24 protein-coding genes and 2 tRNA genes are annotated in these 21,493 nt (G+C 67.7%); 14 read left to right on the top strand and 12 right to left on the bottom strand.

Features of this window, described 5'->3' with window-relative positions:
* Positions 1–31 precede the first annotated feature (31 nt).
* Both TTY48_RS20750 and TTY48_RS20755 read left to right on the top strand, forming a co-directional pair.
* Positions 32–598, top strand: a complete 567-nt coding sequence (locus TTY48_RS20750) for a PadR family transcriptional regulator (protein WP_220659500.1) — start codon at positions 32–34, stop codon at positions 596–598.
* Positions 599–609: 11 nt separating this feature from the next.
* A complete protein-coding gene (locus tag TTY48_RS20755) occupies positions 610–2,640 on the top strand; it encodes an NADPH-dependent 2,4-dienoyl-CoA reductase (protein ID WP_220659501.1) in 2,031 nt (676 codons plus the stop codon).
* Here TTY48_RS20755 and TTY48_RS20760 read toward each other — a convergent pair whose 3' ends face one another.
* Positions 2,641–3,042 (bottom strand): PPOX class F420-dependent oxidoreductase, encoded by a 402-nt coding sequence (locus TTY48_RS20760; protein WP_220659502.1) that lies wholly within the window; start codon positions 3,040–3,042, stop codon positions 2,641–2,643.
* Positions 3,039–3,476: a DoxX family protein gene (locus TTY48_RS20765; RefSeq protein WP_220659503.1), complete on the bottom strand. Its 438-nt coding sequence runs from the start codon at positions 3,474–3,476 to the stop codon at positions 3,039–3,041. Before TTY48_RS20765 ends, TTY48_RS20760 begins: the two co-directional genes overlap by 4 nt.
* A 136-nt stretch (positions 3,477–3,612) precedes the next feature.
* Between TTY48_RS20765 and cmrA the strand changes: the two genes are divergently transcribed.
* Together cmrA and TTY48_RS20775 are read left to right on the top strand one after the other, a co-directional pair.
* Positions 3,613–4,419, top strand: coding sequence for a mycolate reductase (gene cmrA / locus TTY48_RS20770; RefSeq protein WP_220659504.1), 807 nt, complete (start codon positions 3,613–3,615; stop codon positions 4,417–4,419).
* Positions 4,419–4,940 carry a hypothetical protein gene (locus TTY48_RS20775; RefSeq protein ID WP_220659505.1) on the top strand — a complete coding sequence of 174 codons (522 nt, stop codon included), beginning with the start codon at positions 4,419–4,421 and terminating at the stop codon, positions 4,938–4,940. Before cmrA ends, TTY48_RS20775 begins: the two co-directional genes overlap by 1 nt.
* Positions 4,941–5,020: 80 nt before the next feature.
* Here the strand turns inward: TTY48_RS20775 and TTY48_RS20780 are convergent, their stop codons facing one another.
* On the bottom strand, positions 5,021–6,568 hold the full coding sequence (locus TTY48_RS20780) for a helicase HerA-like domain-containing protein (RefSeq protein WP_220659506.1): 1,548 nt from the start codon (positions 6,566–6,568) through the stop codon (positions 5,021–5,023).
* 33 nt (positions 6,569–6,601) lie between these two features.
* On the opposite strand from TTY48_RS20780, the gene orn reads away from it, so the two are divergent.
* Positions 6,602–7,198, top strand: a complete 597-nt coding sequence (gene orn / locus TTY48_RS20785) for an oligoribonuclease (RefSeq protein WP_220659507.1) — start codon at positions 6,602–6,604, stop codon at positions 7,196–7,198.
* A 90-nt stretch (positions 7,199–7,288) separates the two neighbouring features.
* A tRNA-His gene (locus TTY48_RS20790) sits at positions 7,289–7,364 on the top strand.
* Between the two features lie 69 nt (positions 7,365–7,433).
* Here TTY48_RS20790 and TTY48_RS20795 read toward each other — a convergent pair.
* From TTY48_RS20795 to putP, 3 genes are all read right to left on the bottom strand, one after another.
* Positions 7,434–7,637, bottom strand: coding sequence for a hypothetical protein (locus TTY48_RS20795; protein ID WP_220659508.1), 204 nt, complete (start codon positions 7,635–7,637; stop codon positions 7,434–7,436).
* Positions 7,638–7,719: 82 nt separating this feature from the next.
* Entirely contained in the window at positions 7,720–8,244 is a 525-nt protein-coding gene (locus TTY48_RS20800) for a GNAT family N-acetyltransferase (protein ID WP_220659509.1), read from the bottom strand.
* A gap of 74 nt (positions 8,245–8,318) precedes the next feature.
* Complete coding sequence (gene putP, locus TTY48_RS20805; protein ID WP_220659510.1) at positions 8,319–9,818, bottom strand: sodium/proline symporter PutP; 1,500 nt, start codon at positions 9,816–9,818, stop codon at positions 8,319–8,321.
* A 188-nt stretch (positions 9,819–10,006) separates the two neighbouring features.
* Between putP and TTY48_RS20810 the strand changes: the two genes are divergently transcribed.
* Both TTY48_RS20810 and TTY48_RS20815 read left to right on the top strand, forming a co-directional pair.
* Positions 10,007–10,924, top strand: a complete 918-nt coding sequence (locus tag TTY48_RS20810) for a S1 family peptidase (protein ID WP_220659511.1) — start codon at positions 10,007–10,009, stop codon at positions 10,922–10,924.
* Positions 10,925–10,961: 37 nt separating this feature from the next.
* A complete protein-coding gene (locus tag TTY48_RS20815) occupies positions 10,962–11,441 on the top strand; it encodes a nitroreductase/quinone reductase family protein (RefSeq protein ID WP_220659512.1) in 480 nt (159 codons plus the stop codon).
* Here the strand turns inward: TTY48_RS20815 and TTY48_RS20820 are convergent.
* Both TTY48_RS20820 and TTY48_RS20825 read right to left on the bottom strand, forming a co-directional pair.
* Complete coding sequence (locus tag TTY48_RS20820) at positions 11,413–12,921, bottom strand: PH domain-containing protein (protein WP_220659513.1); 1,509 nt, start codon at positions 12,919–12,921, stop codon at positions 11,413–11,415. The genes TTY48_RS20815 and TTY48_RS20820 overlap by 29 nt on opposite strands.
* Positions 12,908–13,432, bottom strand: coding sequence for a PH domain-containing protein (locus tag TTY48_RS20825; RefSeq protein ID WP_220659514.1), 525 nt, complete (start codon positions 13,430–13,432; stop codon positions 12,908–12,910). The genes TTY48_RS20820 and TTY48_RS20825 overlap by 14 nt, the downstream gene beginning before the upstream one ends.
* Before the next feature lie 70 nt (positions 13,433–13,502).
* Here TTY48_RS20825 and TTY48_RS20830 point away from each other — a divergent pair, with 70 nt between their 5' ends.
* Together TTY48_RS20830 and TTY48_RS20835 are read left to right on the top strand one after the other, a co-directional pair.
* Positions 13,503–14,672, top strand: a complete 1,170-nt coding sequence (locus TTY48_RS20830) for an acyl-CoA dehydrogenase family protein (protein WP_220659515.1) — start codon at positions 13,503–13,505, stop codon at positions 14,670–14,672.
* A gap of 103 nt (positions 14,673–14,775) precedes the next feature.
* Positions 14,776–14,848, top strand: a tRNA-Lys gene (locus TTY48_RS20835).
* A 134-nt stretch (positions 14,849–14,982) separates the two neighbouring features.
* Here the strand turns inward: TTY48_RS20835 and TTY48_RS20840 are convergent.
* A complete protein-coding gene (locus TTY48_RS20840; protein WP_220659516.1) occupies positions 14,983–15,423 on the bottom strand; it encodes a hypothetical protein in 441 nt (146 codons plus the stop codon).
* 158 nt (positions 15,424–15,581) lie between these two features.
* Positions 15,582–15,824 (bottom strand): hypothetical protein, encoded by a 243-nt coding sequence (locus TTY48_RS20845; RefSeq protein WP_220659517.1) that lies wholly within the window; start codon positions 15,822–15,824, stop codon positions 15,582–15,584.
* A gap of 108 nt (positions 15,825–15,932) precedes the next feature.
* On the opposite strand from TTY48_RS20845, the gene TTY48_RS20850 reads away from it, so the two are divergent.
* The gene (locus TTY48_RS20850; protein WP_220659518.1) at positions 15,933–17,153 is read left to right on the top strand and encodes an Ig-like domain-containing protein; all 1,221 of its coding nucleotides are present in this window, start codon (positions 15,933–15,935) and stop codon (positions 17,151–17,153) included.
* On the opposite strand, the gene TTY48_RS20855 is transcribed toward TTY48_RS20850, so the two are convergent.
* On the bottom strand, positions 17,094–18,413 hold the full coding sequence (locus TTY48_RS20855) for an NAD(P)/FAD-dependent oxidoreductase (protein ID WP_220659519.1): 1,320 nt from the start codon (positions 18,411–18,413) through the stop codon (positions 17,094–17,096). The two genes, TTY48_RS20850 and TTY48_RS20855, sit on opposite strands and share 60 nt — an antisense overlap.
* Positions 18,414–18,560: 147 nt before the next feature.
* On the opposite strand from TTY48_RS20855, the gene TTY48_RS20860 reads away from it, so the two are divergent.
* Positions 18,561–19,427 carry a LysR family transcriptional regulator gene (locus tag TTY48_RS20860; RefSeq protein ID WP_220659520.1) on the top strand — a complete coding sequence of 289 codons (867 nt, stop codon included), beginning with the start codon at positions 18,561–18,563 and terminating at the stop codon, positions 19,425–19,427.
* Here the strand turns inward: TTY48_RS20860 and TTY48_RS20865 are convergent, their stop codons facing one another.
* Complete coding sequence (locus TTY48_RS20865) at positions 19,428–19,802, bottom strand: hypothetical protein (protein ID WP_220659521.1); 375 nt, start codon at positions 19,800–19,802, stop codon at positions 19,428–19,430. It lies immediately after the preceding gene.
* 17 nt (positions 19,803–19,819) lie between these two features.
* Between TTY48_RS20865 and bcp the strand changes: the two genes are divergently transcribed.
* On the top strand, positions 19,820–20,293 hold the full coding sequence (gene bcp / locus TTY48_RS20870; RefSeq protein ID WP_220659522.1) for a thioredoxin-dependent thiol peroxidase: 474 nt from the start codon (positions 19,820–19,822) through the stop codon (positions 20,291–20,293).
* Between the two features lie 11 nt (positions 20,294–20,304).
* Positions 20,305–21,450 carry an acyl-CoA dehydrogenase family protein gene (locus TTY48_RS20875; RefSeq protein WP_220659523.1) on the top strand — a complete coding sequence of 382 codons (1,146 nt, stop codon included), beginning with the start codon at positions 20,305–20,307 and terminating at the stop codon, positions 21,448–21,450.
* The last annotated feature ends 43 nt before the right edge of the window (positions 21,451–21,493 follow it).

The following is a 21,493-nucleotide window of genomic DNA, read 5'->3' on the forward strand; positions in this document are numbered from 1 at the left end:
TAGCGCGTCGCTGCGGCGTAGCGTCGGCGGCGTGGCCCTCGAACATGCGCTGCTCGTGTCCCTGAGCGAGCGATCCGGCACCGGGTATCAGCTCACCCGGCGCTTCGATCGGTCCATCGGGCACTGGTGGCGGGCCTCGCACCAGCAGATCTACAAGACGCTGGGGCGGATGACCGAGAGCGGGCTGGTCACCTTCGTCGAACAGGCGCAGGACGGTAAGCCCGATAAGAAGGTGTACTCCATCACCGAGGCGGGCCGTGCCGCCCTCTCGGAGTGGATCCGCACACCGGGCAAGGACGTCACCGATCGCCGCGAACTCGCCACCAAGATCCGGGGAGCCGCACCGTCGGACCTCCCCGACCTGACCGCCGAGATCCGGCGGATCCGCGATCTGCACGCCGACCGGGCCGCCCTGTTCCGCACCTTCGAGAGCGACGACTACCCCGACCCCGGCACCCTTTCCGGCACGGCGCTCCAGCAGTACCTGGTGCTGCGCGGCGGCGTGCTCTCCGAGCAGGGCACCGTCGAATGGCTCGACGAGGTCCTGGCAGCCCTCACCCCTGCAGCAACTCAGCTCCAGTCCATCTCAGCCGAATAAGGAACTCGCCCATGACCAGCAAGTACCCGCTTCTGTTCGAGCCCCTCGATCTGGGCCACACCACACTGAAGAACCGCGTGGTGATGGGCTCGATGCACACCGGCCTCGAAGACCTGCCCTGGGACCTGGGCAAGCTGGCCGCCTACTTCGCCGCCCGCGCCAAAGGCGGTGTGGGCCTGATCATCACCGGTGGATACTCCCCCAACATCACCGGTTGGTTGCTGCCCGCCGGCGCCAAGATGTCCAGCCCGATCGACGCGATCCTGCACAAGCGGGTGACCGACGCGGTGCACGCCGAGGGCGGCAAGATCGCGATGCAGCTCCTGCACGCCGGCCGCTACTCGTACCACCCGCTGAGCGCCTCGGCGAGTGCGATCAAGGCGCCCATCAACCCGTTCAAGCCGCGGGCGATGCACGACCTCGAGGTGCGCAAGACCATCAAGGACTTCGGGAACGCCGCGCGCACCGCCCAGAAGGCCGGTTACGACGGTGTCGAGGTGATGGGCGGCGAGGGCTACCTGATCAACCAGTTCCTCGCGGCACGCACCAACAAGCGCACCGATAAGTGGGGCGGCTCCGCCGAGAACCGGCAGCGCTTCCCGGTGGAGATCGTCAAGGAGATCCGCAAGCGCTGCGGCGAGAACTTCATCATCGTCTTCCGGCTGTCGATGGCCGATTTCGTGGAGGACGGCCAGACCCGCGACGAGATCATCTCGCTGGCGCACAGGCTGGAGGCGGCGGGCGTCGACATCCTCAACACCGATATCGGCTGGCACGAGGCCCGCGTACCCACCATCGTGACCTCGGTGCCGCGTGCGGCCTTCGCGGCTTTCACCGCGGACGTCACCCGCGCCGTGAACATCCCGGTGTGCGCGGCGAACCGGATCAACATGCCCGCCACCGCCGAGGAGATCCTCGATCGCGGCGATGCGCAGCTGGTGCAGATCGCGCGCCCCCTGCTCGCCGACCCCGAGTGGGCGAACAAGGCCCGTGAGGAGCGCGCCGACGAGATCAACACCTGCATCGGCTGCAATCAGGCCTGCCTCGATCACGCCTTCGTGCACAAGAAGGTCTCCTGCCTGGTGAACCCGCGCGCGGGCCGCGAGACGGATCTCGTTCTCGCGCCGACGCGTTCGGCCAAGCGAGTCGCCGTGGTCGGCGCCGGACCGGCCGGGCTCTCGGCCGCCGTCAGCGCAGCGGAATGCGGTCACAAGGTGGAGCTCTTCGAGGCCAGCGAGCACATCGGCGGCCAGTTCGGCTACGCCGCGAAGATCCCCGGCAAAGAAGAGTTCAACGAGACCATCCGGTACTTCACCACGATGCTGGACCGGAACCAGGTCACCGTGCACCTGAACACCGAGGCCGGCGTCGACGATCTCGCCGGCAAGTTCGACGAGGTGATCATCGCGACCGGCGTGGTGCCGCGCGTGCCCTCCTTCCCCGGCGTCGATCACCCGAAGGTGATCACCTACGCCGAGGCGATCAGTGGCCGCAAGCAGATCGGCGACACCGTGGCGATCATGGGCGCCGGCGGCATCGGCTTCGATGTCGCGGAGTTCGTGACCACCGACAAGTCCCCCACCCTGCACCTCGACGAGTGGAACGCCGAGTGGGGCGTCACCCGCCAGGGCGACGTGCCCGGCTTCGTCACCAAGCCGAACCCGGCACCGTCGACCCGCTCGAAGGTGTACCTGCTGCAGCGCAAGACCACCCCGCAGGGGATCGGCCTCGGCAAGACCACCGGCTGGGTGCACCGCGCCTCGGTGAAGATGAAGAAGGTCGAGCAGATCTCGGGCGTGAACTACGAGAAGGTCGACGACGCCGGCCTGCACATCAGCTTCGGCGAGGACCGCAAGGACGCCCGCGTACTCGACGTCGAGACGGTGATCCTGTGCACCGGCCAGGAGTCGGTGCGCGACCTCGACGACGCGCTGCGTGAGCGCGGCGTCACGGCGCACGTGATCGGCGGGGCGGCCCTGGCCGCCGAGCTGGACGCCAAGCGCGCGATCCGGCAGGGCACCGAGGTGGCCGCCGCGCTGTAGCTACTTCTTCAGGGCGTTACCGCTGAACCGGGTGGGGCGGATCGCGATCTTCACGCGGTCCGCCGCGTCCGGCGGCACGATCGACCCCTGGCCGTACCGCTCGGCGAGGCGGGTGTACAGCGAACCCGTGGGGTCGGGCTCGATGCGCTCGAGCCCGCCACGGATCTCCAGATAGTTGTACGGATCGCCCTCGGGCAGGATCGAGATCGCCACCCGCGGCTCGTGCTGCAGATTGCGGAACTTCTGCCGGTAGTCGGTGTGCGTGAACCAGATCAGGCCGTCCTCGAACAGGAACCACATCGGGTTCACCTGCGGTGCGCCGTCCGGGCGGACGGTGGCGAGATCAACGACGAGTGGCTGGTCGAGCAGGACGCGGGCTGCTTCGGGGACTGCGACGGTCATACCGTCGACTCTGCCGCATCCTTCTGCGCGGCGGGCGCCGGATCGCCGTTCCGGGCGCGGCCGATCAGAGCGTCCAGGCTGATCGGCCCCGGACCGGTGAAGGCGAAGAGCAGCAGGACCCAGCAGTACAGGACCGACAGCTCGCCGTTGTTGGCGAGCGGCGAGAGGCCGTCGCCCGCGTGGTAGGCGAAGTAGGCGTACGCCATGGAGCCGGAGGCGATGATCGCCGCCGGGCGCGTGGCCAGGCCGAAGGCGATCAGCAGGCCTCCGGCGAGTTGGATCAGCGCGCCCCACCAGGAGGGCCACGCGAAGACCTCCGGGCTGGACTGCTTGCCTCCGAGGAATCCCCAGTAGGTGGCAGCTCCGTGCAGCGCGAAGAGCACGCCCACCACGATGCGGAGGGCGGAGAGGTAGTACGGCGCCCAGCGATTCATTTCGTTGACCTTTGCTTGAATCGGAAATGGTGAGGCTAACCTAAACGAGGTTGGTGCGGGTCGCCACTCGAAGACGCGTCACACCAGGTCCAGCGTGATCGAAACCTCCCCCGGCGCTCCGTTACGATCGGGACCCATGCCAGTACCCGCACCCAATTCGTCCGCCCGCGCCGTCGTGACCGGCGGTTCCTCCGGCATCGGCGTGGCGCTCGCCACCGAACTCGCGCGCCGCGGCCACTCCGTGATCCTGGTCGCGCGCAGCACCGGTCCCATGGAGGAGCTGGCGGCCAAGCTCCGCGAGCAGTTCGGCGTCGAGGCCGAGGTGCGGGGCGTGGACCTCTCGGATCCCACGGCGCGCGGCGAGCTCTGCAAGGAGCTGTCGGGTCGCGAGATCTCGATCCTGTGCAACAACGCGGGCACCGCGACCTTCGGCAAGGTGATCGACCTGGACGCCGATTACGAGCGCGCGCAGCTGGAACTCAACGCCAATGCGGTGCACGACCTGACGCTGGCCGTGCTCCCGCAGATGGTCAAGCGCGGCGCCGGCGGCATCCTGATCACCGGCTCGGCGGCGGGCAACATGCCGATCCCGAACAACGCCACTTACGCCGCCTCGAAGGCCTTCGCGAACACCTTCTCCGAGTCGCTGCGTGGCGAGGTGAAGCCGCTGGGCGTGCACGTCACCCTGCTCGCCCCCGGCCCCGTGCGCACCGAGCTGCCCGATCCGGAGGACCGCTCCACCGTGGAGAAGGTCGTTCCCGAATTCCTCTGGGTCAACACCGAATACACCGCGCGGATCTCCATCGATGCATTGGAGAAGAACCAGATGCGCATCGTGCCCGGCCTGCTCTCGAAGGGCATGTCGCTGGCCGGTTTCTACACCCCGCGCCGCATCATGGCTCCGATCGTCGGACAGGTGTACAAGAAGCTCGCGGGTAACTGATGCACCCCGCGGCTCCGGCTCCTCAGCTGCCGCATCGGCCGTTCCCCGCGATCCAGTACACCTGGGTCGCCGACAAGCATGCGGCATGGAGGGCAGCGCACTCCCTCGCACTCAGCATGATCTGGAACAAGCCGATGTGGGCGGTCTACTTGGTGTGCGTTGCGTTGTTGACGAGACGTGCCCTCCTTTACGGCGCCCGCGATGCCGCGGAGAACGTGGCCGTCCTCGCCGTGGTCCTCGTGATCGTCTACCTGTACTATCTAGCGCGCTATAGGCGGTCGACCACGGCACTTGCGGCACCGGGGGCCGTGTGGGCCTCAGGATTCGGATCCGACGGATTCATCCTGGTCACCCCGATCCACACCGAGATAGTCGACTACGCGGCGATCGGGAAGGTCCGCAAGGTGGCCTCGGTCGTCGTATGCCGATACAAGGCCGGCCTGTTGTACGACATCCTTCCGAACGCATTGGTGCCGGACCACGAGCTGGAGATCCTCCGCGCCGCGGCGAAGAAGAAGTAGCGGCCAGCAACAACTAAGTCCGGTCATTCGTCTTCACAATCGTGAGGACGAATGACCGGACTTTCGTGTGCGGTGATCGATCAGCGGCGACGCTTGGTGCCGAAGATGCTGCGGGAGAGCTCGCGACCGGCGCTGGACGCAGCGGACCGCAGGAAGGACTTGACCGCCGGGTTCTTCATCACGTCGGAGACCCAGCCGGACTCGTCCTCCTCCTTCTTCGGTGCGGGCGGCGGCGGGGGCGCCTGCTCGGCGGGCGCGTTCTCCTGCTGAGCCTGCTGAGCGTTCTGCGACAGCTTCTCGAACGCCGAGAGATTGTCCACCGTCTGCGAGTACTTGCCCCACAACGGAGACGCCTGTGCCGCAGAGCGGATCGCATCGTCGCCGATCGCCGACATCAGCGAGCGCGGGGCCCGCAGGCGGGTCCACGCCACCGGCGTCGGCGCGCCCTTGTCCGAGAGCACGGTCACGATCGCCTCGCCGATGCCGAGGCTGGTGAGCGCCTCATCGAGCTTGTACGCGGGCGAGGTCGGGTAGGTCTTCACCGTCTTCGACAGTGCGGCCTGATCCTCGGGCGTGAAGGCGCGCAGCGCGTGCTGGATGCGCGCGCCGAGCTGGCTGAGCACCGGGTTGGGGATGTCGGTGGGCAACTGCGAGCAGAAGAACACGCCCACGCCCTTCGAGCGGATCAGCTTCACCGTCTGCTCGACCTGATCCTTGAACGCCTTGCTGGCGTCGGCGAACAGCAGGTGCGCCTCGTCGAAGATGAAGACGAGCTTGGGCTTGTCCAGGTCTCCCGCCTCGGGCAGGTACTGGAACAGGTCGGCCAACACCCACATGAGGAAGGTGGAGAACAGGGTGGGCCGCGAGGCCTGATCGCCCAGCTCGAAGAGGGTGACCACGCCCTGTCCGCCTGCGGTGCGCAGTAGGTCGCCCATGTCGATCTCGGGCTCGCCGAAGAAGGTATCGCCGCCCTCGGCTTCGAGGTTCACCAGGGCGCGCAGGATGACTCCGGCGGTCTGCTTGCTGACGCCGCCGATGCCCTCCAGATCTGCCTTACCCTCGGCCGAGGTGAGGTACTGGATCACCGAACGCAGGTCCTTCAGGTCCAGCAGTTCGAGCTGGTTCTGATCGGCCCAGTGGAAGATCAGGCCGAGGGTCGACTCCTGGGTGGCGTTCAGCCCCAAGACCTTCGACAGCAGGATCGGGCCGAAGGAGCTGATCGTCGCGCGGATCGGGACTCCCACGCCGGTGGTGCCGAGGGAGACGAACTCCGTGGGCACGTTGGCAGGCTTCCAGTCGTCACCGGTGTCGGCGGCGCGGGCGGTGGTCTTGTCGTTCGCCTCGCCGGGCTTGGACAGACCGGCGAGATCGCCCTTGATGTCGGCGAGGACCACGGGAACACCGTTCGCCGAGAGCTGCTCGACGATGAGCTGCAGCGTCTTCGTCTTGCCGGTACCGGTGGCGCCGGCCACGAGGCCGTGGCGGTTCATCATGGCCAGGGGGATACGCACCTTGGCCGACGGGTCGACGGTGCCGTCCACCAGGACCGTGCCGAGCTCGAGGGCCGGTCCCGTGAAGTTGTAGCCGGCCGCGATCGTCTGCGCCGGGGAGTTCGCGTTCTCAGTCACGACGGCAACCCTAGCTTGGATACGCTGAACCGCGTGGACGACAAACTGGTATGGGTCGATTGTGAGATGACCGGGCTCGATACGGGTACGGACCGGCTGATCGAAATCGCGGCCCTGGTGACCGACGGCGACCTGAACATCCTGGGCGAGGGCGTGGACCTGGTGATCCACGTCGACGATGCCGCGCTGGAGGGCATGCCCCCGGTGGTGCAGGACATGCACGCCAAGTCGGGTCTGACCGAGGAGGTCCGGAAGTCGACGGTGACGGTCCGTGAGGCCGAGGAGGCCGTACTGGCGTACCTGCGCGAACACGTCGAGGCCGGCACGACGCCGCTGGCGGGCAACTCGATCGCGACGGACCGTCGGTTCATCGCGCAGGAGATGCCCGAACTGGACGGCTTCCTGCACTACCGGATGGTGGATGTCAGCTCGATCAAGGAACTGTGCCGCCGCTGGTACCCGCGGATCTACTTCGGTCAGCCCGACAAGGGCCTCGCCCATCGCGCGCTCGCCGATATCCGCGAATCGATCCGGGAGCTGAAGTACTACCGGAGCACCGCCTTCGTGCCCGCACCGGGACCGTCGACCGAGGAGATCACCGCGAAGGTCGCGGAGCTCGGTCCGGCCTGACACCGCAGGTCACGGCGCCGACGGAATCGATTCGCTTTCCGCGGCGTGCGTCGGGTAAAGTACTCCGAGCCTGGCGATCCCAGGCACCTGGTGGGTGTAGTTCAGTTGGTAGAGCACCAGATTGTGATTCTGGCTGTCGCGGGTTCGAGTCCCGTCATCCACCCCAACCGAGAGAGCCGGTTGACCAGCAGCGATGTTGGTCGACCGGCTCTTTTGCGTGGTCGGTCCCGCCTCGTTACGGCCACCGACACGTAACAGCGTCCTTGTAGACGACACACTCACGGCTTCCGGATGTTCCGTCACCCCACTTGACGTTCTGCACCTCCGGGCTCGCCCACGGCTGCCAGATCATTAAGCCCAACAGAAGCATTCCGGCGGTGAGCCAGCCCGCCGCGAAGCGGATCGATTTCGCCAATGCGAGCGCTTGCAGGTCCGTCATGAACTGGACGATAACATCGATTCAACACAGCAAATCGTTGTCGGAAGCCCCGCCCCTGTACCGCGACACGATTGCGAAATGGTCACTCAGGTCGGGCCAGCAGGCCACCGACCCACCAGTCCTGCGGTTCGCCGTGCAGCATCGCGCGCTGCCGGAGCAAACCCTCCACCTCGAAGCCCAGCGACTCTGCGACGGCGCGGGAGCCCGTGTTGCCGACCACCGCCCACCAGTCGATCCGATGGATACCGAGCGTGTCGAAACCCCACTGACACAACAGCCGCGCTGCCTCAACCGTGTAACCGCGCCGCCGATGCTCCGGCACCGTCCAATATCCGAGCTCGACGATCCCATCACTCTTGCGAGTGAGCTGACAGGTGCCCACCAGATCGCCGCCGGCGATCACCGCGAAGGCGTAGGCCTCGTCGGCCGCCCAGTCCCGAGCGGATCCGGCCACGAACTCACGAGCGTCATCGACGGTGTAGGGCGAGGGCACCGGCACGTACCGCTGGATCGACGGGTCGACACATGCCGCTGCGATCGCCGGAACGTCGGACACAACCGGGCACCGGAGGACAAGTCTGCCGGTCTGCAGCTCGACGAGGTCCATGACCGCAGTCTGCATCGGTCAACCGATCCGGACAATCGACTTTCCCGAGGCGACGACGACGCGCGGCCACCGTCCTAGGCGGGCGCCTTCTCCGCGAGCCGTGCAGCGCGATCGAATTCGTCGTCGATGATCTCGTCGGTCCGGTACGTCGCGAGGCTCACGCCGACCGCCACCACGAGGTTGGCGATGAAACCGGGGACGATCTCGAACAGGTCGATGGGCTTGAACTCGCCCCAGAGAAAGACGACAACGGCACCGGTGACGAGACCTGCCAGCGCGCCCTGATGGGTGAGCCGGCGCCAGAACAGCGCGAGCAGGACCACCGGTCCGAAGGACGCCCCGAACCCGGACCACGCGAATCCGACCAGATCGAGGATGCTCTGTGCCGGATCGATCGCGAGGACCACCGCGACCACTGCGACGAGGAGGACACCGAGCCGCCCGAGGCGCACGTAGGTCGAATCGGTGATGCCGACCGCGCGGCCCGTCTTCTCGGCGAAGATCTTGAACAGATCCTCGACGAGGGCCGACGAGCACACGACCAGCTGCGAGGACACGGTCGACATGATGGCCGCGAGGACCGCGGCCAGGACCAGCCCCGCGACGAACGGGTGGAACAGGATCTGCGACAGCAGTAGGAAGACCGTCTCCGGATCCTTCGGCGCGCGTTCGGGATTGATCGTGAAGTAGGCGAGACCGACCACTGCGGTGGCGATGGCTCCGCCCGCCGAGGCCACCATCCAACCGATACCGAACCGGCGTGCCGTCGTGGCCTCCTGCGGGGACCGCAGTGCCATGAAGCGGACGATGATGTGCGGCTGACCGAAGTAGCCGAGCCCCCACGCAGCAGCCGAGATCACTCCCAGGACCGAACCGCCCGCCACCAGGCTGAAGAAGTTCGGGTTCACCGACTCCACCGTGTCGACGGTGGTGCCCACGCCGCCCACCTGGATGAGCGCGGCGACCGGTACCGCGATGAGCGCCGCCAGCATGAGCAGCCCCTGCGCGACATCGGTGAGCGTCGCCCCCAGGAAACCGCCGAACAAGGTGTAGACCATCGTGACCACCGCGACGATGAGCATGCCGTGCACGTACGACACGCCGAAGGTGCTGTCGAAGAACTTCCCGGCCGCGACCATGCCACTGGAGACGTAGAAGGTGAAGAAGACCAGGATGATCACGCCGCACACCAGGCGCAATGATCGCGACGAATCCCGCAGACGGTGCTCCAGGAAACTCGGAATGGTGATCGAGTTACCCGCAACCTCCGTGTAGGAACGCAGCCGAGGAGCCACGAACTTCCAGTTCAGCCACGCCCCGATGGTGAGCCCGATCGCGATCCACGCCTCGATCAGCCCCTTGGCGTAGATCGCGCCGGGCAGACCCATGAGCAGCCAGCCGGACATGTCCGAGGCGCCCGCACTCAACGCGGCCACCCACGGTTTGAGTCCGCGCCCGGCGAGCATGTAGTCGTCGAGATTGTCCCGGGTACGGCTGTACGCAAACCATCCGATCCCCAGCATGGCGACGAAATACAGGGTCACTGCGATCGTCTGATACGTGGACTCCGACACGGATGTCTCCCTTCGAGTCGACAGCGCCATGGTAGCCAGTACACGGATGATGCACAGATCAACACCAAGTACGCCAAGCTGATTCGGTTCGATGACAGCTTCCGGCAAATGGTATGGTGGCGAACACATTTGTGCGGCGATTTCGGCGCGCGGACACTCACGACCGACATCCCTGGGAGGGTTGGATCTTGGCCGAAGGCACGCGCACGAGCAAGTCGCTTCGACGATGGGCGCAGTGCCTCCTCGCCACTGCGGCGGTCGGCCTCATGGCCGCGCCGCACGCCACCGCCGCTCCCGTTGCGCCGCCCGCCCCACCGAGCCCCGCCGCTCCGGCGCCCGGCGCACCCACGCCCGGAGCCCCCGCGCCCGGCACGCCGAACCGTCCGGCACCGTCGACCCCGGCGCCCGCGCCGTCGACCCCGAACCGTCCGGCACCGGCACCGCCCACGCAGAACCCGTCGCCGACCTCGGTGGCCCCCGGAGACCGCATCGACATCCTCCAGCGCTCCCTCGGCGGTGGCCGCTTCGAATCACTGCAGTGCACCATGGGCTTCGCCGTGACGGCCCCCAACGGCGAGCGCCTGGGAGTGACCGCCGGCCACTGCGGCAGCGCGGAACAGCCCGTGGGCGTGAAGAAGTGGATCGTGGGCGAGGTCGTGCAATCGGTGACGCCGAAGGTCACCGAGGACCCGAAGCGACCGGGGCACTTCTCCCCCGTCGACCCGTTCCAACCCGACTGGGCCACCTTCCGGCTCACCGATCCGTCGGTGAAGCTGCTGGCCTCGTCCCCGCAGGTCGCGCCACGGCTGACCGGTGTGGCCCGCCCGGGTGACCCGGTGTGCCAGCTGGGTTCGGTGAACGGACACCGCTGCGGCACCGTCACCAAGGTGATGAACGACTGGGTGGTCACCGACATCGTCACCACGCAGGGCGACAGCGGCGGGCCGCTGATCCGCACCACGGACAACGCGGCGCTGGGCATCATCACCGACGCGGTGACCCTGACCGACAGTGACAGCGGCGCGGTGAAGCAGCGCCTCACGCAGTACTACTCGATCAACGCCGTCCTCCGCGCCGCGGGGAACGCGCAACTCGCCACCCGATAGACGCACCCGGACGGCCGGGGCTGGCTACGATTCCGGCATGACCGCGCCCGCCTCGCTCAAGTCCCGGTTCCTGCAGCTCGGCCGCCATCGCGCGGTGGCCCGTGCCATTCGCGCCACCGTTCCGCTCGACAAGGCCATCACCCGCCTGAGCGGTGGGCGCGTACATCTCGTGCCTGAGGCCCTGCTCCCCCAGATCACGCTGACCACGGTGGGGCGTCGCAGTGGCGTGGCGCGCGCCGTCCCCCTGTTGTACGTCAACGACGGCGAGGACTTCGTGGTGATCGCCTCGAACTTCGGCCAGGAGAAGCACCCCGCCTGGTCGTACAACCTGGAGGCCAACCCCGACGCCGAAGTCCTGCTCGGCACTCGCCGCATCCCGGTGCGTGCGCGCAGGATGACCGAATCGGACCGTAAGCGCCTGTGGCCCAGCATCACCGCGATGTGGCCCGCGTACGACGACTACATCGACTGGGCGGGCGATCGCACCATCAAGCTGTACCGCCTGACGCCCCGGTAGCCGATTCGGCCGGCACCAGGAACGGCCCCACGACGTCGGTCTCCACCGCGCGAGCGGTCACCGCGGCGCGGGCCGGCGGGAGGTCGACGGCGCCGAAGGCACCCGCCGCGGTCGCGATCGTCAGCGTGAGTACCCGTGCCCGCCGCTGGAAGAAGGTCTCGGTGGTCACGAAACCGATGACGCCGTCGAATTCGAGCACGGTGCGGGTGCGGGCCACCGTGTCCGCACCGACAGTCGTGCCCAGGTTGCGGTAACGCGTGCTCGCCAGCGGGATCGCGGCGAGCAGGAGCACGACGGCCAGACCGGCGGGAAGAATCCACCACCAGCCCGGCGCGGTGAAGGCCACTGCCACCAGCAGTACCGCGGGGATCGCGGACGCCAGAAGCGCCCGCGTGCGGCGCCGACGCAGCGCTGCGGTTCCGTGCGGGACGAGGGTGGCCTCCATCGCCCCCGGCCTACCGAGCACGTCGTCCGCGACGCGGATCGCTTCGCTGCGCGGCGCCGGCGGCAGCAGGCTGGGGTTGCGGTCGGTGCCGGTGGCGATCGCCCTCAGCTTGGCGCCTCCGGGGATACGCATCAGCACCGGCTCGTGGATCTGCACGCCGCGCACGCGCCTGCGCTCGATTGTCGCCGCCACCGTGGACACCAACCCGCGGCTGGTGTGCAACGCACCGTCGGACCGCCGGACGAGGCGGAAGCCCCAGAAGGCCAACGCGTACGCCAGCACCGAGATGAGCGTGGACAGTAGCAGGACCAGCACGATCGCACCGGGGATCACCACCGCGGCACCCAGATCGAGGATCTTCACCAACCAGGATTCGGCGATCTCCGACCCGCGTTCGCGCAGGCCCGCCTCGTCGACCACCCGGAACCCGATACCGGCACCCGCCGCGACAACGGCGAATCCGGTGAGCGAGAACGGCGCGAAGCGCAGCCACGCGGGCTGCAGGCGGGCCAGCTCTTCCTCGGTGACGGCGGGTGCAACCGGCGCGACGGGCTGCTCGCCGTCGTCACTCGGAGCGGGGTCCGCAGCGACCGGGCTGCGGCGCAGCAGCTCGTGCCCGAGGCGCTCGGCGACGTCGGCGGGGATCGGGTCGAGGACCAGGGCGGACTCCTTGCCGCCGACCCCCGTGCCCACTTCCACCTTGCGGAGCTTGAGAATCCGCTCGATCGGCCCCGCCGTCACATCGACGCTGCGGATGCGGTCCCGTCGGGCCGTGGCGGAAACGCGGCGCAGCAGGCCGTGCCGCAGTTCCAGCTGATCGTCGGTGACCCGCCAGCGGGTGGTGAGCCAGGGCAGCAGGCCAACCAGCACACTGATGCCGAGGCCGATCACGATGATCACCGTGGGCCCCGCCGTACGGCCCAGGACGAAGACACCGATGAGCGCGGGGATCAGCGACGGCAGAGCGCGGATCACCCGCGTGCCGATACCCCACGGGGAGAGCCGGTTCCAGCCCTGATCATCAGGTTGCGTCATCGGTGTCCTCCGCGGCGCTCACGGTGAGGCTCGCCGCGATCGACTGCGCAACCTCGGTCGGCAGGCCCGAGATGCGCACCGTGCCCGCCGACGAGGCGGTGGTAACCGTGACCGTCGACAGACCGAAGGACCGTTCGAGCGGTCCCGCGACAGTGTCGATCACCTGCACGCGCGACACCGGGATCAGCACGCGGGTGCGCGTGAGCCAACCCGCCTGCGAGTACACCGCCACGGGATTGATCTCCCAGCGATGGAAGGCGTACCGGAACCGGGGCATCACCACGAGGTGGGCGGCGGCGGCCGCCGCCAGCAGGACGAAGACGACGGCGGTCACGAACCACGGCATATCGGGCACGAGGGCAACGGCGATCGTGACCACGGGGATGATCACGATCCACCGCAGTGCGGCGCGAACAGCCCACCAGGTCTTGGCCTTCGGCGAGACCTGATGCGCCGGTGGCCGCAGCACCTCGTCGGCACCGTCGACGGCGGGAACTCCGGGGGCGGTCATGTTCCCACCTAAGCACGGCTTCCACGCCGGGACCACCACCCGGCGGTTATCGTGACCGACAGGAGGGCAGATGACGACACATCCCGACGAATTGGCGGGCCTCACCGGCCTGTTCACCGACGAGGAACACCAGATCGCGGCATCGGTGCGAGCGCTGTGCGCCTCCGAGGTCGAGCCCCACATCGGACGGTGGTTCGAGGACGGCGAGCTCGACGATCCCCGCGGCCTGATGCGCTCGCTCGGCTCGCTCGGCGTGCTGGGCATGCACCTGGACGGCTACGGCTGCGGCGGCATGTCGGCCACCGCGTACGGCGTGGCCTGCCTCGAACTGGAGGCGTGCGATTCGGGCTTGAGGTCGATGGTCTCCGTGCAGGGCTCGCTGGCGATGTTCGCGATCTGGCGCTGGGCGAGCGAGGAGGAGAAGCAGCGCTGGCTGCCCGGTATGGCCACCGGCGAAATGGTGGGCTGCTTCGGCCTCACCGAGCCGGACCACGGCTCCGACCCCGCCCACATGCGCACCCGGGCCCGGCGCGACGGCGGCGACTGGATCATCGACGGCCGGAAGATGTGGATCACCAACGGATCGCTGGCCGATGTCGCCGTGATCTGGGCGCAGACCGACGAGGGCATCCGCGGCTTCGCGGTGCCCACCTCGACACCCGGCTTCACGGCCAACACCATCAAGCACAAGATGTCGTTGCGGGCCTCGGTGACCTCCGAGCTCGTGCTCGACGGTGTGCGCGTGCCCGATTCCGCCACCTTCCCCGAGGTGCGCGGACTCCGCGGACCACTGTCCTGCCTGAGCGAGGCGCGGTACGGCATCGTCTGGGGAGCAATGGGTTCGGCGCGGACCGCGATCGAGTGCGCGCAGCGGTACGCGGTGGAGCGGGAGCAGTTCGGCCGGCCGATCGGTGGTTTCCAGCTGACGCAGCAGAAGTTGGCCGATATGTCGCTGGAGTACGTGAAGGGGGTGCTGCTGGCCGTGCATCTGGGCCGACTGAAGGACGCGACCGGCCTTCGCCCGGAACAGGTCTCACTCGGCAAGCTGAACAACGTGCGCGAGGCGATCGAGATCTGCCGCACCGCCCGCACGATCCTGGGTGCCAACGGCATCTCGCTCGAGTACCCCGTGATGCGGCACGCCAACAACTTGGAGAGCGTGCTCACCTACGAGGGTACCGTGGAGATGCACACGCTGATCCTGGGCCAGAAGCTGACGGGCCAGGACGCCTTCCGCTGATTCCCCACGGTCCCGGATACACCCCCTGAGCAGCCGATTTCATTTTTCCGGCGTCGTCTTGCTAGAGTTCTTCAGCACGCAGCGAGCAGGAGCGAGCAAGCGAGCGCCATTAGCTCAATTGGCAGAGCAGCTGACTCTTAATCAGCGGGTTCGGGGTTCGAGTCCCTGATGGCGCACAATCACTGAGAAGGCCGGGCAGATGCCCGGCCTTCTCGCGTTACCGGGGTCACTGACAGGTTCACGACGCTCACGCTCCTGTGTGATCGTCGGTCCGCCCGCAAAGATGACCGCCATGCCTGATAACCGACGATTACCAGTTCTTCGGGTCTCCGAACGCACCACCTGCAGCCTCCGAAGCCGCAGCGAAGGCGATCCAGCCGACGAGCGCGACAATCACCATGCCGACCACCAACGTGAAGCGCCACACCGCACGCCAACCAGTCGGCTCCGAGTATGAGGCACCTGGCAGGCGTTGACTCAGGACGACGAGCCCGATACCGACGGCGCCTCCGACGACGATCGCGACCCCGGCGAGAGGCACGGTTATCCGGCCGATGACCACTCCGAGTCCCAGCGCGCAGCAACCGAGTCCGACGAAGCCTCGCCGGCCCACTCGCTGAATCGCCTGCAGAGGAGAATAGAGCTTGCTATCAGCACGGGCGACCCCGAGCCACGCGAACAGCGGCATCAGATAGGCGGCGGCCAGCGCGTCGACGACGAACGCCGCAATGCCGTACTGATCGCTCCCCACCCAACCACTATGTCAGATCATGGACTATCGATTCATCGCCATATTGCCGGGGCGGCACTTGACCCTTCTATTATTAGCTTGGCAAAGGTAAGCTCCTCGGTGAGCCTGGGGAGGCCACCTCACTTCACCCGTGCACCGCAGCGTTCTCCCCAGGCTTCCTACTTGCCCTTTTCGGCCCCGTCGGGATCCTCGGGCTCGTCGTCGTCCGACTTGCCGGCGCCGAATCCGAAGGCCGCCGCGATCGCGACGCCGATGCCCATCCCCATTCCGATGCCCAGGCCGGTGTTGTCCAGCACGACTCCGAGCGCCGCACCGACGCCCGCGCCGAGCGCGATACAGATCGCCAGCATGTTGTAGCCGCGGTCGTCCCAGGGCCCTTTCGGAGCCTTGTCATCGCTCATACCCGCACGGTACCGCCTCCGACAACGCCCCGGGCCGCCGCTAGAATCGGGAGCAATCGGTCTCACTGCCGTCCGCCGATCGCTTCTGCTCAACCCCGGGGGTTCTTCATGCGTTTCCGCCGTCCCGCGTCTCGCCGCGCTCTGACCGCCACTCTGGCGGGGCTTGCGACGGTCTCGCTGCTCGCGGGGTGCACCAGCACCGCGAACGACGCACTGCCCCTCCCGCCCGCGGACCAGAAGATCACCGACTCCACCCCTTTCTTCGACCTGCTCCGGCCGCAGATCACCGCCAGCGTGAAGAACGGCGCGGTGGGCGTGGCCCCGGGCGCGCCGGTGAAGGTCTCGGTGGCCGGCGGCACGCTGACGAAGGTGGTGGTGACCAATCCCGACGGCAAGCAGGTGCAGGGCGCACTGAGCCCCGACGGTCGCAGCTGGCAGAACTCGGAGCCCCTCGGCTACAACAAGCAGTACAAGCTACGGGCCGAGGCCAACGGCGTGGGCGGCGTGAACGTGGCCAACTCCACCTTCACCACCGAATCACCCAACAGCCTCACCCAGGCCTACCTGTCCACCGCGGACAACTCGGTGGTCGGCATCGGCCAGACCGTGGGCGTGAAGTTCGACGAGAAGATCGGCGACCGCCTGGCGGCGCAGCGCGCCATCAAGATCGTGACCGACCCACCGGTCGAGGGCGCCTTCTACTGGATCAGCCAGTCCGAGGTGCGGTGGCGCCCCGAGAGCTTCTTCAAGCCCGGCACCAAGGTGAACATCGACGTGAAGATCTACGGCGTCGACCTCGGTAACGGGCTGTTCGGCCAGAAGGACGTGTCCTCCAAGTTCACCGTGGGCGACGAGGTGATCACCACCGTCTCCGACAAGGACAAGATCGTCCGCGTCACCCGCAACGGCAAGCTCGAGAAGACCATGCCCACCTCGATGGGCGGCACGGGCAACGAGACCCCCAACGGCACCTACATGATCGGCGACCACCGCGAGAACATGATCATGGACTCGTCCACCTACGGCGTTCCGGTCAACTCCCCCAACGGATACCGCACGCAGGTGGACTACGCGATCCAGATGTCCTACAGCGGCATCTACCTGCACAGCGCGCCGTGGTCGGTGAGCCAGCAGGGCGTGACCAACGTGAGCCACGGGTGCCTCAACGTGAGCACCGAGAACGCGCTGTGGTTCATGCAGAACACCAAGCGCGGCGACATCGTGAAGGTGACCGATACCGCCGGCCCCGTGCTCGAAGGCGCCGACGGGCTAGGCGACTGGAACGTTCCGTGGTCCGTCTGGAAGGCCGGCAACGCCAAGGTCGGCTGACGCCGCCTCGTCGGTCCGCACGGCGTCGTCCGGCTCGACGGTCCGCTCCGCCTCGGCGAAGCCCGGACGGGCGTTGCCGACGAAGGCGCGCAACCAGTCCCGCAGTACGACGATCCGGTTGCCCATCCCCGCCAGGTAGTACAGGTGCACGGCCAGCCAGCCGACCCAGGCGATGAATCCGGTGAGCTTGGGCAGGTTCATCGGCGGATCGATCACGGCGTTCGGGGTGTCGATCATCGCCATGCTGCCCTTGTCCAGGTAGCGGAAGTGCGTGCCGGGCCCCTTGACGCCGCGGATGATGTCGGCGGCGTGACGGCCCTGCTGCATCGCGACGGGGCTCTGTCCGGGGAGGTTGTTCAGGTTCGTCATATCGCCCAGGGCGAAGACGTCCGCGCGACCGCCGACGGTGAGGTCGCGGTTGATGAGCAGCCTTCCGGCACGGTCGGTCTCGCACCCGGTGGCCTCGGCGAGCAGCCCGGCGAGCGGGTTGGCCTTGACCCCGGCCGACCAGACGACGGTGCCCGCCGGGACCGTGCGCTCGACGCCGGTCTCGTCCTTGACGGTGACCGCACCGTCGTCGATCGCGGTGACGAAGGTGTCGGTGAGCACGTTCACGCCCGCCTTCTCCAGCGTGGCGCGGGTGAAGGCCGAGAGCTTGCCGCCGTACACGGGCAGCACGTCGCCGGCACCCTCGACCAGGTTGATGCGCACCTCGGCGCCGCCCTGATGGGTCCGCGCGAGCTCCGCGATCTGACCGGCGACCTCGACGCCGGTGGCACCGGCGCCGACGATGACGAAGTCGCGCAGCACGTCGTCCGCGGTGGCCTCGAAGGCCCGGAGGACCTGCTCGCGCAGCGCCTTGGCATCGTCGAGGGTCTTGAGCGCGAAGGTGCGCTCGGCCCACTCGTCGTGACCGAAGTAGGCCTGCGCGGCACCGGCCGCGACGATCAGGTAGGTGTAGCCGATCTGCTCGATACCGTCGTCGGTGGCGTAGGTGATCACCTTGCGGTCGGCGTCGACCGCGGTGACGTAGCCGGTGATCACGTCGACGCTGCGACGACGGCGCAGGACCTCGGCGATGGGCGGGGCGATCCGCGCACCGTCGACCACACCGGTCGCGACCTGGTAGAGCAGCGGCTGGAACAGGTGCTCGCCGTTCGCCGAGATGAGGGTGGTCTCGATGTTCGACTTGGCCAGCTGCTTCGCGGCGGCGAGGCCGCCGAATCCCGAGCCGATCACCACGACGTGGGTGTTGCGCATGATCGCTCTCCTTCCGCTTCTCGGGCCTGGTAGGCGGCCCTTTCCGTTCCCTATGCCACTACTCTTGTCGATAATTCGAAGCGTTTCAACGCGCTCCACCACACACTTTTCGATGCAATCCATCTGTTTTGCTCATACTATGGAGGAATGGAGTTCCGGCAGCTCGAGTACCTGGTCGCCGTGGCGGACACCGGCGGTTTCTCCCGCGCGGCGCAGCGCTGCTTCGTCTCCCAGTCGGCGGTGAGTCACCAGATCGCGGCCCTGGAGAAGGAACTGGGCGCCGACCTGTTCGAACGGGCGGGGCGCACCGTCCGGCTCACCGATGCCGGCGAGGTGCTACTCCCCCGCGCCCGGGACCTGCTGCGACTCCGCGACGAGGCCGTCGACGCCGTCCGGCCCCGCCCCGACCGCATCCGGCTCGCGGCCAACATGTCCTTCGCGCGCTCGGCTCTCGGTGCGATCGCCGACGTGCGCGGACGGCACCCCGAGGCGGAGGTCGACTTCCTCATCAAGCCCTTCGCGCAACGCATCGCCGCGGTCACCGCGGGCGAGGCGGACCTCGCACTGGTCCGCGGCCGGGTAGACGAACCCGGCCTCTACCTCGAACCCTTGTGGGTGGATCAGCTCCTCATCGCCTTCGCGCAGCGGCACCCGCTGGCAGCCCTCGGGCGGGCCCCCACGGCGGCCGAACTCGCGGAGTACCCGCTGCTCCTGCCACCCGCGAACGAGCAGGTGCTGCTCCACCAGCTGGTGACCCGGGTGTTCGCCGCGGAGGGTCTGGAGGTCACGCTCGGACCCGAGATCCGCGACGGGCACCCCGTGACGCTGGAGCTGATCAACCACCCCGACGGCTGGACGCTGCTCTACGAGGACCCGCGGCAGCCGGGCGTGGTCAGCCGACGCAGCGCCGGGTTCTCGCTCCCGGTCGCCGCGGTGCTGCGCACCGACGCGGAGCCGAACCCGCTGGTGGCGGAGCTGCTGGTGGGACTGTCGAACGGCTATCGCCGGTCGTGATCAGTCCCGATGCAACAGGCGGCGGCCGAACGCACCGGCGGCGTCGACCGGCCCGGCGATCGCCTTCTCGGCGGCGGCGATCACCGCGTTCGGCCCGGCCAGCACCGCGTTGACCTTCTCGACCGCGGCATCCGCCCTGGCCAGAGTCGCGGTGAAGGAGGACAGCAGCCGCTCGAACTCGTCGAGGTTGCGGTTCACCCGCGCGAGAGTCGCGTCGAAGTCGGTCATGGTGGTGTCCATGCCCTGCATCGTCTGGCTCAGACCGTCGAGGACGGTGGTCGCCTGATCGATGGTGACATCGGCGTTGAGCGCAGCGCTCGCCAGATTGCGGATCCTGGCACGGCCGCGGCCGACCGTGTCATCCTGTGTGGCCATAGCGATACGGTAGCCGTATGAGCACCTCTTCGCGCCTGCAAGCGGGCGATTCCGCGCCAGATTTCACACTTGACGACCAGGATGGCAAATCCGTCTCGCTGTCGGACTACCGCGGGCGCCGCGTGGTCCTGTACTTCTACCCCGCCGCGATGACCCCCGGCTGCACCAAGCAGGCGTGCGATTTCCGCGACAACCTGTCCGATTTCGAGGCCGCGGGCCTCGACGTCGTCGGCATCTCGCCCGATAAGCCGGAGAAGCTCAAGAAGTTCGCCGAGCGCGACGGCCTGACCTTCCCGCTGCTGTCCGATCCGGATAAGCAGGTGCTTACCGAGTACGGGGCCTTCGGTGAGAAGATGATGTACGGCAAGACCGTGACGGGGGTGATCCGGTCGACGTTCGTGGTGGGCGCCGACGGAAAGATCGAGGTGGCGCAGTACAACGTGCGCGCCACCGGCCACGTCGCCAAGCTGCGCCGCGACCTGAAACTCTGAGAGGACCCGTCTTGGACCGCACCATCTACACCGAGGATCACCTGCAGTTCGGCTCCGCCGTGCGCGACTTCCTGCAGAAGAACGTGCTGCCGAACGCTGAGCAGTACATCGACGACAAGCTGATCGCGCGCGACGTGTGGCGCGGCCTCGGCGAGCAGGGCGTCCTCGGCTTGGAGATCCCGGAGGCCTACGACGGTGGCGAGGCGGACGACTACCGCTTCAACGCCATTGCGCAGGAGGAACTGGCGGCGGTCTCGATGGCCTTCGCCAGCTCGGTGGGCATCGACTTCGACATCACCACCCCCTACATCGTGCGCCTGGGCACCGACGAGGCGAAGCAGCAGTGGCTGCCCGCCATCGCCGCCGGCGAGGCCGTGGCCGCCATCGGCATGACCGAGCCCTCCGCGGGATCCGATCTGGCGGCGATCAAGTCCACCGCCGTGCGCAGCGGCGACGACTGGATCCTCAACGGCTCCAAGACCTTCATCACCAACGGCTACACGTGCGATGTCGCGGTGATCGCGGCGAAGACCAACCCCGACGCCAAGGCCCGCGGCATCTCGCTGTTCGCCGTGGACTGCTCCCTGCCCGGGTTCGAGCGCGGCCGCAAACTCGACAAGGTGGGCCAGCCCGAGGCCGATACCGCCGAGCTGTTCTACTCCGACCTGCGCGTGCCCGGCAGTGCGCTCATCGGCGAGGTGGACCGCGGCTTCATGCACATGATGGAGAAGCTGCCGCAGGAACGCGTCGGCTCGGCGGTCGCGAACGTCGCGCACGCCAAGCAGATCCTGGCCGAGACCATCGAATACGCCCGCGAGCGCAAGGCCTTCGGCCAGTCGATCGGCTCGTTCCAGCACAACAAGTTCCTCCTCGCCGATCTGGTGACCAAGATCGAGATGGCTCAGGCCTACGTGGATCAGGCCGTGCTCGCGCACGCCGAGGGCAAGCTGACCGCGGTCGACGCCGCGAAGGTCAAGTACGTCTCCGCCGAGGTCCAGAACTCCGTGCTCGACAGCTGCGTGCAGCTGCACGGCGGATACGGCTACATGCGCGAGTACCGCGCCGCCCGCGCCTGGATGGACGCCCGCGTCACCCGCATCTGGGCCGGTTCTTCCGAGATCATGAAGGAGATCATCGGTCGCGATCTGGCGCTGTAGCCGCGGGATAGGCTCCGGCTCTGAAGAGCTGCTGGTAGGGCAC

This window comes from Tsukamurella sp. TY48, from assembly GCF_019656655.1.
In the GTDB taxonomy this organism is placed as follows: domain Bacteria; phylum Actinomycetota; class Actinomycetes; order Mycobacteriales; family Mycobacteriaceae; genus Tsukamurella; species Tsukamurella strandjordii.